This is a genomic window from Embleya sp. NPDC005575 (assembly GCF_040605455.1).
Classification (GTDB): domain Bacteria; phylum Actinomycetota; class Actinomycetes; order Streptomycetales; family Streptomycetaceae; genus Embleya.
Genome location: NZ_JBEXCV010000023.1, coordinates 1 through 13822, shown reverse-complemented (window position 1 = coordinate 13822; position 13822 = coordinate 1). Strand labels below are relative to the sequence as shown.

At 69.7% G+C, this 13822-nt stretch carries 8 protein-coding genes and 1 pseudogene; 6 read left to right on the top strand and 3 right to left on the bottom strand.

Features of this window, described 5'->3' with window-relative positions; all coding sequences use genetic code 11:
• Positions 1 to 139 precede the first annotated feature (139 nt).
• The 4 genes from ABZS54_RS10805 to ABZS54_RS10790 all read left to right on the top strand — a co-directional run bounded on the left by ABZS54_RS10805 (position 140) and on the right by ABZS54_RS10790 (position 7205).
• Positions 140 to 1759 (top strand): ABC transporter substrate-binding protein, encoded by a 1620-nt coding sequence (locus ABZS54_RS10805; RefSeq protein ID WP_355533319.1) that lies wholly within the window; start codon positions 140 to 142, stop codon positions 1757 to 1759.
• A gap of 255 nt (positions 1760 to 2014) precedes the next feature.
• Positions 2015 to 3577 carry an ABC transporter substrate-binding protein gene (locus tag ABZS54_RS10800; RefSeq protein WP_355533316.1) on the top strand — a complete coding sequence of 521 codons (1563 nt, stop codon included), beginning with the start codon at positions 2015 to 2017 and terminating at the stop codon, positions 3575 to 3577.
• A gap of 149 nt (positions 3578 to 3726) precedes the next feature.
• Positions 3727 to 5313, top strand: coding sequence for an ABC transporter substrate-binding protein (locus tag ABZS54_RS10795; protein ID WP_355533313.1), 1587 nt, complete (start codon positions 3727 to 3729; stop codon positions 5311 to 5313).
• Between the two features lie 347 nt (positions 5314 to 5660).
• The gene (locus ABZS54_RS10790; protein ID WP_355533310.1) at positions 5661 to 7205 is read left to right on the top strand and encodes an ABC transporter substrate-binding protein; all 1545 of its coding nucleotides are present in this window, start codon (positions 5661 to 5663) and stop codon (positions 7203 to 7205) included.
• 58 nt (positions 7206 to 7263) lie between these two features.
• On the opposite strand, the gene ABZS54_RS10785 is transcribed toward ABZS54_RS10790, so the two are convergent.
• Positions 7264 to 8781 (bottom strand): hypothetical protein, encoded by a 1518-nt coding sequence (locus ABZS54_RS10785; protein ID WP_355533307.1) that lies wholly within the window; start codon positions 8779 to 8781, stop codon positions 7264 to 7266.
• Between the two features lie 287 nt (positions 8782 to 9068).
• Between ABZS54_RS10785 and ABZS54_RS10780 the strand changes: the two genes are divergently transcribed.
• On the top strand, positions 9069 to 9761 hold the full coding sequence (locus tag ABZS54_RS10780; RefSeq protein WP_355533304.1) for a bifunctional DNA primase/polymerase: 693 nt from the start codon (positions 9069 to 9071) through the stop codon (positions 9759 to 9761).
• A gap of 71 nt (positions 9762 to 9832) precedes the next feature.
• Here the strand turns inward: ABZS54_RS10780 and ftsY are convergent, their stop codons facing one another.
• The gene (gene ftsY, locus ABZS54_RS10775; RefSeq protein ID WP_355533301.1) at positions 9833 to 11017 is read right to left on the bottom strand and encodes a signal recognition particle-docking protein FtsY; all 1185 of its coding nucleotides are present in this window, start codon (positions 11015 to 11017) and stop codon (positions 9833 to 9835) included.
• A gap of 201 nt (positions 11018 to 11218) precedes the next feature.
• Between ftsY and ABZS54_RS10770 the strand changes: the two genes are divergently transcribed.
• Positions 11219 to 12214 carry an LLM class flavin-dependent oxidoreductase gene (locus tag ABZS54_RS10770; protein WP_355533298.1) on the top strand — a complete coding sequence of 332 codons (996 nt, stop codon included), beginning with the start codon at positions 11219 to 11221 and terminating at the stop codon, positions 12212 to 12214.
• A gap of 106 nt (positions 12215 to 12320) precedes the next feature.
• On the opposite strand, the pseudogene ABZS54_RS10765 reads toward ABZS54_RS10770, so the two are convergent.
• Positions 12321 to 13822, bottom strand: a pseudogene (locus ABZS54_RS10765) (chromosome segregation protein SMC); the annotation flags it as partial.

Below are 13822 nucleotides of genomic sequence, written 5' to 3'. Positions count from 1 at the left end.
CGTAAGGACGCACCACCATGCTCCACCCGGGGCGCCGTCGCCCTCTCCCCCCGAGTCGGCCGACGTCCCCGGCACCAAGCACGTCCGCCGCCCGGCCACAGACGCCCGGACGGTCCGTCAGGTGAAGGTTGGCCCTGCAGTGACTCGTACTTCCCTGTTGTCCCTTCGATCCACGCGCCACCCCCGTCCCCGGCGCCGAATAGCCGTACTGGTCGTCGCGACCGCACTGGCCACCGTCCTCGCCGGTTGCGGGAACGACGACGAGACCAAGCCGTCCGCCGCGGGTACGCCCAAGCAGGGCGGCTCGCTCACGATGAGCCTCCCGGGCGACGCCACCAGCCTGGACCCCTTCTCCACGTCGTATGTCAACGTCGCCGACGGCAGTCGCATGTCGGCGCTCTACGACTCGCTGGTGTGGACGGATCCCAGCACCGGCAGCATTCGCCCGCAGATCGCCGAATCGCTGGCGGTCAACGGCCCCAAAGCCGACACGTGGCGACTCAAGATCCGCCCGAACGTGAAATTCAGCGACGGCACGGTGTTCGACGCCGAGGCCGTCCGGTTCAACTGGGATCGCCACAAGGACCCCAAGGTCGGTTCCTTCCAGCGGGGCGCGGCGAGCGTCATCCTCTCGCTCAACGTCGTCGACCCGCTCACCCTGGACATCAAACTGGTCAGCGAGAACGCGAACTTCGACCACCTGGTGACCCGCAACCTCTCCTACATCGCCTCACCCACGGCGCTGCGGGCCGGCCCCGCCGGGATCGGCGACAAGCCGGTCGGCGCCGGCCCGTACAAGCTGGTGAAGTGGGAGCGCGGGGTCAAGCAGACCTACACCCGCAACCCCGACTACTGGCAGTTGGACAAGGGTCTGCCGCATCTGGACAACCTGACCATCACGGTGGACACCGACGTCAACCACTCGGTCGGCGCGGTCGACGACGGCAAGACCGACCTCACCGTCGCGGTGGACCCGCTCGCCGTGGCGCAGGCCGAGGAAAAGAAGCTGGGCGTGACGCGCATCGGCCTCAACGGCGGCCAGATGGTCGTGTTCAACTTGAACGTCGCGCCGTTCAAGGACCTGCGAGCGCGTCGGGCATTCGTCTACGCGTTCAACGGAATCGACATCAACCAGAAGTTCTTCGGCGGCAAGGGCACCCCCGCCAAGGGCATCTTCGCCGCCTCGTCCCCGGTGGCCAACATCCAGCTCGCGGCGTCGGAGAACGATCCCAAGCGGGCCAAGGAGCTCTTCGACGACGTGACGGCGGGCGGCACCAAGCCGCTCAAGTTCACCTACTGGGTTCCCCAGGCCCCCGCCTCGATCCGGGTCGCGGAGTACATGAAGCAGGTACTCAACAGCTACCCGGGCGTCCAGATGGAGGTCAAGGTCGTCGACATCGCGACCTATATCCGAACCGTCCGAAGCGGCACCACCGAATGGGCGGCGGCTCTCGGCCAGCAATGGATCGACGACCCGGAGCCGGGCATCTACGATCTCCTGCACAGCAGGAGCATGCCGAACAACAGCAGTTACGAGAACGCGACGGTCGACACCGCGCTCGAGGACGCGCGCAGGACGACCGATCCCGCCCAGCGACGTGACGCGTACACGCGTGTACAGCTGCAGGTGAACAAGGACATGCCGTTCTGGGTCTACCAGGAAGCGGTCACCGCCGCGGTCTACAACCCCAGGATCACCGGCATCCAACTGGTCAACGACGGCGTCGTCCTGTGGGACCGGATCGGCACGACCGGCTAGTCGATCGACTCGTCCCGCCCGGGGTCCGTGATCCCGGGCGGGACACCCCGCCGTACCCGGGGCCGGCGAGCGAACGCATTCGGGTCCGCCGCGCGACTCGCGCGAGCCACCGCACCACAGCGCTACCGCACTTCCGGAACGACTGCACGACTGCACAGACGCACGAGGCACGTTCGAACCCCACAGTGATAGGTAGGTAGGCCGGCAGTGGTACCGCACCCGAAGACACCTCTACGACGACCACCGTGTCGCGGCGTGCGCCGCCGACTCTCCCTCGCGCTCGCGCTCGCCGCAGCCACCGTGCTGGCAACGGCCGGCTGCGGCCTGGGCTCCTCCGACTCGGGCGGCTCGACCGGTGAGCCCGAGCACGGCGGTTCGGTGACGATCCTGATGCCCGGCGAGGAGCGTGGGCTCGATCCGTTCACCGCGTCCTACTCCAGCGTGGCCGACTCGAACCGGTTGTCCGCCCTGTACGACGTCCTGGTCTGGACCGATCCGAGCACCGGTGGGGTACGCCCCAAGCTGGCCGAGTCGTTGGTCTCCGACCAGAGTGCGCGGATCTGGACCCTGACCCTGCGCCCCGACGTGCGCTTCAGCGACGGGAGCCCGCTCGACGCCGGCACGGTCAAGGCCAACTGGGAGGCGCATCGCGACCCCACGGTGCGATCGCTGGTCGGCGGTCCGCTGCGCGGCGTGCAGCTGACCGAGCTCGGCCCGCTCCAGCTGCGCATCGAACTCCCCTCCTCCAACGCCAACTTCGACCACATCATCGCGCGCAACCTCTCCTTCGTGGCACCCCGACGCCTGGTCGCCACGCCCGAGGGGCGCTTCGAGCTCAAGCACGCCCCGGTCGGCGCGGGCCCGTTCAAGGTGAAGAGCTGGGAACCGGGCAAGGAGGTCCGGCTGGAGCGCAACCCCTTGTACTGGCAACGGAATCGGCCCTACCTCGACGAGGTGGTCTTCCGGGTGGACAAGGACGTGGAGGGCGGCAACAAGGCGATCCAGGCCAAGCGGGCCGACCTCACTCTGAGTACGGACCCGCAGAGCATCGCGCAGGCCCGCGCGGAGGGGCTGGTCGCCGAGGACGCCCGGCTCAACGGCGGGTTGATGGTCGCCTTCAACGTGCGCAAGGGACCGTTCCAGGATCCGAACGCTCGCCGGGCGACCGCACTGGCGCTCAGCAGCGCCGAGATCAGTCGGCGCTTCTACGGCGGTCGGGCCGAATCGGCGCGCGGCATCTTCGACAGCGCGTCCCCGCTGGCGAACGTCAACCTGGCCGCGCCGGAGAACCGGCCCGAGGAGGCTCGCGCGCTGTTCGCGCAGGTCACCAACAACGGGAAGAAACCGTTCGTCTTCCGCTATCTGGTGCCGGACAGCGCCAAGATGCGCGCCACCGCCGACTACATCCGGCAGACCCTGGAGGGTTATCCGGGCGTGTCGGTGATCGTCGAGGTCACCGACATGGCCTCGCTGGTGACCCGACTGGCGGGCAACGACTTCGACGCCACCGTCTGTCAGCTGTGGGCCGACGACGTGGAGCCGACGATCTACCAATTCCTGTACAGCAAGGCCGGTTTGAGCAACATCACCGGCTACGCGAACGACATCGTGGACACCGCCCTGGAGGACGGTCGGCGCTCCACCGATGCCGGCTCGCGGCGCGACGCTTACACCCGGCTGCAGAACCAGGTCAACCGCGATCTGCCGTTCTGGGTCTACTCGTCGGCGGTGATCGGCACCGTGCACCGGTCCGATCTGGTCGGGATCCAGCTCTACAACGACGGTCTGATCCACTTCGACGCCATCGGGCGGCGCTGATGAGCGGCTGACCCCCACAGACCCGGCCGGGTGGCGTGCGCGGCGCCGAGATCGTTGTGCCGCGCACGCCCCCCGGCCGTGCACCACCGCACCATCACACCCGGTCCGAACGGGGACCGGTGTGTGCCTTGTGACAACGGAGGAGTCACATGAGCAAGCACCTCGGCAACAACGCACGAAAGCGCGCGGCGGCCGTCGCCGGCGTATCGGCTCTGGCGCTGATCCTCGCCGCGTGTGGCGGCGGGGACGACGCTGCCGGCGGCAAGGCCGATCCGAACGCGTCGGCGGGCGCCAAGAAGGGTGGCAATCTGACCCTTCTGACGGTGTCCGACGCACGCAGCATGACGCCGTTCAACGCGTCCTACGCGGCGGTCACCGACCTCAACCGCATGCTCGCGGTCTACGACGCGCTGTTCTACGTGGACAACACGCAGAACAAGGTCCTGCCGCAGATCGGCGAGAGTCTCAAGAGCGACGACGGCGGCAAGGTCTGGACGCTCAAGGTCAAGCCGAACGTCAAGTTCAGCGACGGCACCGCACTGGACGCCGCCGCGGTCAAGTTCAACTGGGAGATGCACGCCAAGCCGGAGGTGCTCAGCCAGCACCGCCCGGCCGCGAGCGGTCTCGGGCTGGAGGTGGTCGACCCGCTGACGCTCAAGATCACCCTGCCGATGCTGAACGCGAACTTCGACCGCACGGTGGCCACCGAGCTGTCCTACATCGAGTCGCCCAAGCAGTACGCGATCGACCCGAAGGGTGAAAAGCCGGTCGGTGCGGGTCCGTTCGTGCTCAAGACCTGGAACCGGGACAGCCAGATGGTGTTCGAGAAGAACCCGAACTACTGGCAGGGCGCGGACAAGCCGTACCTGGACACGCTGACCATCAAGGTGGTCAACGACGTCAAGCAGCAGGTCGACACGATCAAGGCCGGCGGCGCCGACATCACCTTCACGATCGACCCGCAAAAGACCAAGGCCGCACAGGAAGGGGGTCTGGGCGTCACCCCGTTCACCCTCGACGGCGGCCAGATGATCGTCTTCAACACCTCGACGGCGCCGTTCGACGACCCGCGCGCCCGCCGTGCGGTGGCGCTCGCGCTCGACCCGGCCGACCTGAACCAGAAGATGTACGCGGGCACGGCGACCCCGGCCAAGAGCATCTTCCACAGCGGCAAGACCTTCACCGACCCCACCGCCATGCAGCCGAGCCCGAACAAGGACGAGGCGCAGAAGCTCTTCGACGAGCTCGCGACCGAGGGCAAGCCGGTCAAGTTCAACTACCTGGTCCCGGAGAACCCGACCTCCAACGCGACCTCCGAGTACACCATGACCGCGCTCAACGCGTTCAAGAACGTCGAGGTCAAGCTCGACAAGGCCGAGGTCGCCAGCTACTACCTGAGGCTGACGGTGCAGAAGAACTACACCGCCGCGCTGTACCAGATCTGGTCCAGCGACCCGGAACCGGTGCTGTTCAACAGCCTGTTCTCGCAGACCCCGTTGAACTTCACCGGCTACAAGAGCCAGGAGGCGGACGCGGCGCTGATCAAGGGCCGCTCCACCACCGACGAGGCGGCGCGCAAGGCCGCGTACGCGGACCTGCAGAAGGCACTCGTCAAGGATCTGCCGATGCTCGCCTACCAGGAGGCGGTCACCAACATCATCTCCGGCCCGCGGGCCGTGGGTGTCGTCGGCGTCCAGGACGGCGGCATGCTGATGGACCGGGTCGGCCTGAAGTAGTCCGGCACCGCGCCCGGATCATCCCCGGCTGATCCGACGCACCGTCACCATCCGTGCTCGGGAAGCTCGTTCGCCAAGTGCGGACGGGCTTCCCGGCCGGCTCGCGACAGCCGGGGGCGCGGGCGACCCGACACGATTCGACAACCGTCTGTAACGATGTAACAGATCGGCTTACAGGACGTGCAAGTTGCGCCGAGTGGTCCTACGGTGTGCCGCACGCAGTACCGATACGGCTGTTCCCGCTCCACGCTCATGGCTCCCGGTACCACTTGTGTTGTTCCCCGGCGGAGGTGGCAAGAACGTTGTCTGCACGACGCACGACCGCACGTCGCACGACCCTCGTTTCGATGATGGTGGTTCTCGGCATCACCGCCACCGCGTGTGGCGGTTCGGACGACTCCGGATCCACGGGCGGCAAACAGTCGACCGTCCAGGGCGAGGCCAAGGCCGGCGGCAGCATGACCATGCTGGCCGTACAGGACTCCGCCTCGCTCGACCCGTTCAAGGCCGCGTCCGTCGCGGTGGCAGACGAGCCGCGGCTGGCCGCGCTGTACGACCCGCTGTTCTACATCGACGCCGCGGACAACGCGGTCAAGGCGCACCTGGGTGAGAGCCTGACCACCGCGGACAGCGGCAAGACCTGGCAGCTCAAGCTTCGCCCCGGGGTCAAGTTCTCCGACGGCACACCGCTCGACGCGGAAGCGGTCAAGGTCAACTGGGACATGCACGCCAAGGCGGAGACCCAGTCCCAGCACCGCCAGATAGCCGCCGGGCTGACCAGCAAGGTGGTCGACCCGACCACGCTGGAGGTCACCCCGCTGGGCATGCCGAACGCCCAACTGGACCGCGCGATCGCCATCGACCTGACCTACATCGCCTCGCCCGCCTCGCTGGCCAAGGGTCCGGACGAATACCGCAACAAGCCGGTGGGCGCCGGCCCGTTCAAGCTGGAGAGCTGGACCCGCGGCAGCCAGCAGGTCTACGTCAAGAACGAGAACTACTGGCAGAAGGACAAGGGCCTGCCCAAGCTGGACAAGCTGACGATCAAGAACGTGCCGGACGTCAAGCAGCAGTACAACACCGTCAACAGCGGTGGCGCGGACGTCTTCCTGAGCTCCGACAACGCCACCATCGCGCAGGCGGAGAAGGAGATCGGCGTCGTCCAGCGCTCGGTCGACGGCGGCCAGATGATCCAGTTCAACATGAGCAAGCCGCCGTTCGACGACCTGCGGGCGCGCCAGGCGATCACCCTCGCCCTGGACCCGGCCGGGATCCCCAAGACGCTGTCCAACGGCTACGTGCCCGCGAAGGGTTACTTCGCCCAGAAGTCGCCGTTCTTCGACCCGGCGAACGTGCAGGCGGCCCCCGACAAGGCCAAGGCCAAGCAGCTCTTCGACGACCTGGAACGGGAGGGCAAGAAGGTCGAGTTCAGCTACCTCCTGCCGCAGAACCCGTCCTCGGTCAAGGTCGCCGAGTGGATGCAGACCCAGCTGGCCGAGTACAAGAACGTCTCGATGAAGCTGGAGCCGCTGGAGATCGGCGCGTACATCGAGAAGTACGCGCTGCGCCGCGACTTCCAGGCGATGCTCTTCCAGCAGTGGCTGGTCGACCCCGAGCCGCTGACCTTCAACAACTGGTTCTCCAAGAGCCCGACCAACTTCATCGGCTGGAACAACCCGGCGGTGGACGGCGCGCTGGTGGCCGGCCGCACCGCGACCGACCCGGCGGCCCGTAAGAAGGCCTATTCGGACCTGCAGAAGGCGATGGTCACCGATCTGCCGGTGTGGACGTACGCCGAGTCCTCGATCGGGGTCCTGTTCAACAAGAAGATCACCGGCGTCGTGCAGTACAACACCGGCGTCTTCTTCATGGACCGGATCGGGCTGAAGTAGCCCGCCGCAGGCGCCGTTCGGCCCCCGCCCGTCACGCGCGGGCGGGGGCCGACGCGAGTCACGCGGTCGGGAACGGCGCCTCGGGCAGCTCGCGGGCCACCCGGGCGGCCAGTCGACGCACCGCCTGATCGGCCGGGAAACGCCCGGCCAGTGCCTCGACGGTGCGCCGCAGTCGCACGATCAGCCGCTCCGAGCGCACCCGGAAGGCGATCTCCAGGGCCGCCGCGGCCTGCTCGACCGCACGGGCCGGGTCGTGCTCGATCAGGAACACCGTGGCCAGCCCCACGTGCGCGAGCGCGAGGCTGCGCACGAACTCGCCGGTGCCCGACAACAGCCGTACCGCCTCGCTCAGCCGCTCCTTCGCCGGGGCCACGAACACCGGTCGGGTGTAGGCGAGATCGCGATACGCGTGGCCGCTCTCGGACAGTAGTTCGGCCCGATTGAAGTAGCGGATCCAATCCGGCTCGGCCTGCGGCCGGCTGTCCGCCAGCGCCTGTTCGGCCAGTCCCAGTGCCCGCCGACATCGATCCGCGTCGCCCAGCGCGGCGTACGCGCGCCCCTCCAGCGCGTACAGCATCGCCTGGAGCCCGGACCCGCCGGTATCCCGGCTGCCGTACTGGGCCAGGTGGATCAACTCCAGCGCGTCCTCGGCCAACTCGTAGTGGATCATCTGCCGAGACATCACCCCGAGCACGTTGGCCCCGAACGGCGCGTCGTCGCACTCCTTCGCCGCGTGCAGTGCGAGCACCATGTACTTCTGCGCACCCGGTTGCAGGCCGGTGTCGTAGGACATCCATCCGGCGAGCAGCGCGAGTTCGGCGGTCAGACCGAGCAGCCGGGCGCGCACGACGGGCGGGTGCTCGTCGCGCAACAGATCGGTCAGCGCGTTGAGTTGACCGATCACCGCCTTGCGCCGTAGCCCGCCGCCGCCCTGCATGTCCCAGCGCCGGAACAGCCGGACCGACTCGTGCAGGTGCCCGGTGGCGGACGCCGGCAGCCGCGGCCGGCGGCCCCCGAAGCCGGCGCCGAATCCGGTGCCGATCCCGGGCGCGATCGGCGCGGGCAGCAGAGCCGGCGTCGCGGGCAGTGGCGCCGCCCAGCGCTGGAGCGGCTCGACCAGGTCGCGACCCGCCGCCAGGCGCAGCGACGGACCAACGAACTCCTGCCGGCCGAGCAGCAGATCACCGCGGGTGTACTCGCCGAGGATCTCGACCACCGTCTCGAACGTCCAGGGCAGGTCCACACCGAAGTCGCCGTGCGGCTCGTCCGGCTCGCGCAGGCCCAGTTCGTCGATGCCGACCACGCGACCGAACCGTCGGGTGAACAGCTCGGCCAGGATCTGCGGTATCGGTTCGCGCGGCTGCTCGCCGTCCAGCCAGCGGCGCACCCGGGAGGTGTCGGTGCTGACGTGCGGAGCCGACATCGCCCGCGCATGCCGGTTCACCTGACGGGCCAACTCGCCCTTCGACCATCCACTGCGGGCGAACCACGCGGAGAGCCGGTCGTTGGGCTGCCGCCCGCCGTCCGGCTCGTGCTCGTCCGCGGAGCCGCCGTCCCGCGCTCGCGTCGTCGCCACCGCATCGCCCCCATGCCCTCAGCGGTCCGGCCGGTCAGGCGTCGGGCCCCGATGGGAACCGTACGCGCAGGCCCGTTCGCCGAACGTATTCCGACTCGCCCACAGGCGTCTGTCGATGCGGCAAACGCCAGGCTTCGCCACCCCACGCGCCCGCGACGCGCTACGGGGGAGGCCGCGTTTGACTGATCGCCGACACGGTGCCGACGACGGCTGCCGGTCCCGTTCTTATCGCGCGAACCCCGCGGCCGTCGAGATGACTCACTGCGGTCACAGCGTAACCAAAAGTAATGAGTGCCGTTGGGGAGGACATGGACATCATGCTCGGATCGCGCCGGCGAACGCGGGCCGCACTGTGGCAGGCGGTGGCCGAGTTCGCGGAGGAACGCGGCTGGCCGGTGGCCCAGGGCGCGCATCTGGTACGCGACGGACGCGGCATCCACTGCTCGTGCGGGCGCGTCACGTGTGCGGCGCCGGGCATGCACCCGGCGGACCCGCGCTGGTCGGAGCGGGCCACCGCGTCGCCGGCCGCGGTGCGTTACCTGTGGTCACAATGGCCGGACAGCACGATCGTGGTGCCCACCGGTCGGGTATTCGACGCGATCAGCGTGCCGCGCCAGGCGGGCACCCGGGCCCTGGTCCGGCTGGAGCGGATGGGCACCCCACTGGGCCCGGTCCTGGCCACGCCGACCGGGCGGGTCGCGTTCCTGGTCGCACCCGGCGCGGCGGCCGAACTGCCCCATCTGCTCTATCAAATGGGCTGGGACGACGCCGAGCTGGACCTGCGCTGCCACGGCGAGGGCGACTACGTGTTCGCGCCGCCGTCGCCGATGGGCATGCTCGGCCCGGTGGAGTGGATCCGCCGGCCCGAGGGCGGCGACCCGGCGCTCCCGGAGGCCCGCCTGCTCCTGGGCACCCTTGCCTACGCGTGTCACCGCAGGGGCGCCTCCTCGACCGACCGAGGACTGTGGCTGGCCTCCTGAGCCGGCCACGACGAGCGCGGAAAAACGCCGGACGGGCCGTCTCGGCCCGCCCGGCGTTCGAGAGCGATCCGTCAGTCCCCGATCAGCGCGTCCACGAACGCGGACGGCTCGAACGGCGCCAGGTCGTCCGGCCCCTCGCCGAGGCCGATCAGCTTGACCGGCACGCCCAGATCGCGCTGTACCGAAACCACGATGCCGCCCTTGGCGGTGCCGTCGAGCTTGGTCAGCACGATGCCGGTGATGTCCACCACCTCGGCGAACACCCGGGCCTGGACCAGGCCGTTCTGACCGGTGGTGGCATCGAGCACGAGCAGCACCTCGTCCACCGGGCCGTGCTTCTCCACCACCCGCTTGACCTTGCCCAACTCGTCCATCAGGCCGGTCTTGGTGTGCAGTCGGCCGGCGGTGTCCACGAGCACCGTGTCCACACCCTCGGCGATGCCCTCCTTGACCGCGTCGAACGCGACGCTGGCCGGGTCGCCCGCCTCCGGCCCGCGCACCGTGCGGGCACCGACCCGCTCGCCCCACGTCTGCAACTGGTCGGCGGCCGCGGCGCGGAAGGTGTCCGCGGCGCCCAGCACCACACTGCGTCCGTCGGCGACCAGCACCCGGGCGAGCTTGCCGGTCGTGGTGGTCTTGCCGGTGCCGTTGACACCGACCACGAGCACCACTGCCGGTCGGTCGCCGCCCTCGCCGCCGGTGTGCCGGGCGGTCTTGAGGGTGCGGTCCAGGTCGGGGCCGATCAGGGTGAGCAGTTCTTCGTGCAGCAGCGCGCGCAGTTCGGCGGGAGTACGGGTGCCCAGCACCTTGACCCGGGTCCGGAGGCGGTCGACCAGCTCCTGCGTGGGCGCGACGCCGACATCGGCGGTCAGCAGGGTGTCCTCGATCTCCTCCCAGGTGTCCTCGTCCAGGTGCTCGCGCGCGAGCAGCGCCAGCAGACCCTTGCCGAACGTGGTCTGCGAGCGGGCCAGCCGGGCGCGCAGCCGGACCAGCCGCCCGGCCGTGGGCTCGGGGACCTCCAGCGGGACGACTTCCGGCTCGGTCGGCACGACGACCGATGTTTCCGGCAGATCGACCGTGTCGACGGTGCGCCGGGGCGCTTCGACGGGCGGGGCGGCCTCGTCGCCGACACCCGGCTCGACCGGTGGGCGCGGCGGCGCCGGCGGCACGCCCTTGCGGCGCGAGCCGACCACGAACCAGCCGGCGGCGCCGAGGGCGACGAGGGCAATGACGACGATCAGGATCACAGTCTCCATAGGACCTCCAGTCTCCCAGACGGCCCGGCTGCGAACCGCGACCGCTCGCTCTCGGCGGGTCCGTGCCCGGCCGCCCGCCCGTGACCCGGAGACCGTTGAATCCTGACACTGCGTCAGATAGCTTGCCCATGCCAAGTACCGTCCGGCAGATGACACGTGTCCGAGACGGCTTCGGCTCGACCCGGAAGGTGTTCACGCTCCATGGCTGTCACGAATCTGCGGTTCAACCAGGTCCTCCCCGGTCTCGACCGGCAGGACATGTCCGCGCGTTACCGGGCCACCGTCGAGATGGCGGCCTTCGCGGACAAGAACGGGTTCGACATGATCAGCCTGGAGGAGCACCACGGCGCGGACAACGCGTGGAGCCCCTCCCCGCTGAGCACCGCAGGCGCGATCTTCGGCGCCACCGAGCGGATCGGCGTGATCGTCTGCGCGCTGCTCGCCCCGCTCTACGACCCGATCCGGCTCGCCGAGGACATAGCCGTCCTGGACAACATCAGCGGCGGCCGTCTCTCGCTCGTCGCGGGCCTGGGCTACCGGCCCGAGGAGTACGCGGCGCTCGGCAAGGACTGGAAGCGGCGCGGGAAGATCCAGGACGAGGTGCTGGAGACGCTGCTCAAGGCGTGGACCGGCGAGCCGTTCGAGTACCGCGGCACCACCGTCCGGGTCACCCCCAAGCCGTTCACCGACCCGCACCCGATGGTCATGGTCGGCGGCACCGCCAAGGCGTCCGTACGCCGCGCGGTCCGCCTGCGCCTGCCGTTCTACGCCGCGGCGCCGATCCCGGAGCTGGAGCAGTACTACTACGAGCTCGCGGCCGAGGAAGGTTTCGAGGGCGGCTTCGCGATCCTGCCGCCGGTCAAGACCCGGATGATCTTCTGCACCGAGGACCCGGACAAGGCGTGGGCCGAGTACGGCGAGTACTTCCTGCACGAGGCCACCACGTACGCCGGCTGGCAGACCCCGGACATCGCCTCGGTGGTCGAGTCCGCGGCCACCACGGTCGACGCGCTGCGCGAGGAGGGCATCTACTGCTGCCTCACCCCCGACGAGTGCGTCGAGATCGGCCAGAGCGGCGGCCTGACCGACGCGCTGATCCTGCACCCGCTGGTCGGCGGCCTGCCGATCGACGCGGGCTGGGCCAGCCTGCAACTGTTCAACGACAAGGTCATGCCGCGCAACGTCCCGGCGGAGTGACACAGCGACCCGGTGACCCGGTAGCCGCCGGCCCGATGACACGGCCGGCTTGCGAGCAGCGGCGGTCACACCCTCGACTCGACCGGGGTGTGGCCGCCGCTCGGGTTCACCCGCCCGCGGCCACCCCGCTCATCGGCTCCGCATGCTCGGACGCGACCCGCCGGTCCTCTTGGCGCAGCCGCTGACTGATCACCGTGGTGACCCCGTCGCCGCGCATCGAGACACCGTACAGCGCGTCGGCCACCTCCATCGTGCGCTTTTGGTGGGTGATCACGATCAGCTGCGAACTCTCCCGCAGCTCCGCGAAGATCCCGATCAGCCGCTGTAGGTTCATGTCGTCCAGCGCCGCCTCGACCTCGTCCATCACGTAGAACGGACTGGGCCGGGCCTTGAAGATCGCCACCAACAGGGCCACCGCGGTCAGCGAGCGCTCGCCGCCGGAGAGCAGCGACAGCCGCTTGACCTTCTTGCCCGGCGGCCGGGCCTCCACCTCGATGCCGGTGGTCAGCATGTCGTCCGGATCGGTCAGGATCAGCCGGCCCTCCCCGCCCGGGAACAACCGCGCGAACACGCCCACGAACTCGCGCGCGGTGTCGTGATAGGCCGCCGTGAAGACCTGCTCGACCCGCTCGTCCACCTCCTTGACCACCGTCATCAGATCCCGGCGGGTGTTCTTCAGGTCCTCCAACTGCTCGGTGAGGAAGTTGTGCCGCTCCTCCAGAGCTGCGAACTCCTCCAACGCGAGCGGGTTCACCTTGCCCAGTTGCACGTGTGCCTTCTCCGCCGCGCGCAGCCGCTTCTCCTGCTCGGCCCGCACGTAGGGACGCGGCTGCGCCTGTGGTGAATCCGGGTCGCGTTCCTCGCCCTCGGCCGGCGGCGACGGCGGGACGGGCTGGTCCGGGCCGTACTCGGCCAGCAGGCCCTCGGCCTCGATCCCGTGCTCCTCCAGCGACTTCGCCTCCAGCTGCTCGACCCGCAGCCGCTTCTCGGCGCGCAACATCTCGTCTCGGTGCACCGAGTCGGTCAACTTCTCCAGCTCGGCGGCGAAGCCGCGGGACCGGCCGCGCTCGCGGGCCAGCTCCGCCTCGTGCGCGGCCCGGGCGCCCTCCGCCGCGTCGCGTTCGGCCCCGGCCCGGGCCAACGACGCCTCGACATACCGCAGCAGCACCTCGGTGCCCGCGAGCACCGCGCCCGCGATCCGCGCCTCCACCGCCATCCGCTCCCGGCGCCGGGCCGCGCTCGCCCGCGCCTCGCGCTCGGCCCGCGCGCCCCGATCGAGTGCGTCGGCCCGACCGGCCAGCGACCGGCCCCGCTCCTCGTGCGTACGCACCGCGAGGCGGGCCTCCATCTCGGCCTGCCGCGCGGCGCTCGCGGCGCCCGCGAACCGGTCCCGCTCGGCGGTGTCCGGCTCCTCGTCGCCCTCGGCCGCGTTGTACTCCTGCGCCGCCTCCAGCCGAGCCGCGAGCTCCTCGACCTTGAGCTCCTCCTGCGCGCGCGCCGCCTCGGCCTCGGCCACCGCACGCGCCAACCGTTCGGCCTCGCCCGCCGCCGCCCGGGCCTGCCCGCCCAGCCGGCCCAACTGCTGCGCCGCTGCGGCGGCCTTGTGCT

What these genes read in the sequence shown, in the direction of transcription:
- ABZS54_RS10795 (WP_355533313.1), top strand. Translation starts at nt 3,727, where the DNA reads ATGAGCAAGCACCTCGGCAACAACGCACGAAAGCGCGCGGCGGCCGTC.
- ABZS54_RS10770 (WP_355533298.1), top strand. Translation starts at nt 11,219, where the DNA reads ATGGCTGTCACGAATCTGCGGTTCAACCAGGTCCTCCCCGGTCTCGAC.
- ABZS54_RS10790 (WP_355533310.1), top strand. Translation starts at nt 5,661, where the DNA reads ATGATGGTGGTTCTCGGCATCACCGCCACCGCGTGTGGCGGTTCGGAC.
- ftsY (WP_355533301.1), bottom strand. Translation starts at nt 11,017, where the DNA reads ATGGAGACTGTGATCCTGATCGTCGTCATTGCCCTCGTCGCCCTCGGC.
- ABZS54_RS10780 (WP_355533304.1), top strand. Translation starts at nt 9,069, where the DNA reads ATGAGTGCCGTTGGGGAGGACATGGACATCATGCTCGGATCGCGCCGG.